Raw genomic sequence first — 730 nt, forward strand, 5'->3', positions numbered from 1 at the left:
ATCTGCCGTTGAAGGCGAAAGCCGTCGAATACGTGAAGGTCTGCTCGATCTACGGCGCCGGCTTCTACTACATCCCGGGCACCGACACCTGCATCAAGCTCGGCGGCTATCTGCGCGCCGACGTGACGATCGGTGGCGGCGGCGGCTATAACATGCCGGCGTGGAACGGCAATTCCGGCCAGAAGAACCGGCTTACCAACGACTACATCTTCCGGTCTCGCCAGGACATCAACATCGATACCCGCACCGCGACCGAGTACGGCGTGGTCCGCACCTTCTTCGATGCGACCTTCAACTGGACCACCGGCAGCGATACGATCGCCAACGGTTCGCTCGGCGTGTACTACGCGTTCATCCAGTTCGCCGGCTTCACCTTCGGTAAGGCGGTGTCGCAGTTCGATACGCCGTGGACCGGCTATCCGGGCAACAACACCTCGTTCCTGCTCGGCGGCTACGACGACGTCACCGGCATCAACCAGGTTTCGTACACCGCGGAATTCGGCAACGGCGTGTCGGCCTCGATCTCGCTCGAAGATCAGTCGTCCTACCTGCAGTCGGCGCTGTACAACACCTCCGGCGCCTCGACCTTCCTGGCCTACGGCACCAACTCCTACGCCGGCACCTCGATCCCCGACATCGTCGGCAAGATCCGCGTCGATCAGGCCTGGGGTCTGTTCCAGGTTTCGGCCGCCGCGCATCAGGTTCGCGCCAGCTACTACAACACCGCGCT

General features: G+C 62.6%; 1 protein-coding gene. It reads left to right on the plus strand.

Annotated elements, in window-relative coordinates; translation table 11 throughout:
- A partial coding sequence (locus DU475_RS23915; RefSeq protein ID WP_164633529.1) for a porin occupies positions 1-730 on the plus strand: 730 nt, incomplete at both ends.

This window comes from Rhodopseudomonas sp. WA056 (assembly GCF_010906995.1).
Classification (GTDB): domain Bacteria; phylum Pseudomonadota; class Alphaproteobacteria; order Rhizobiales; family Xanthobacteraceae; genus Rhodopseudomonas; species Rhodopseudomonas palustris_G.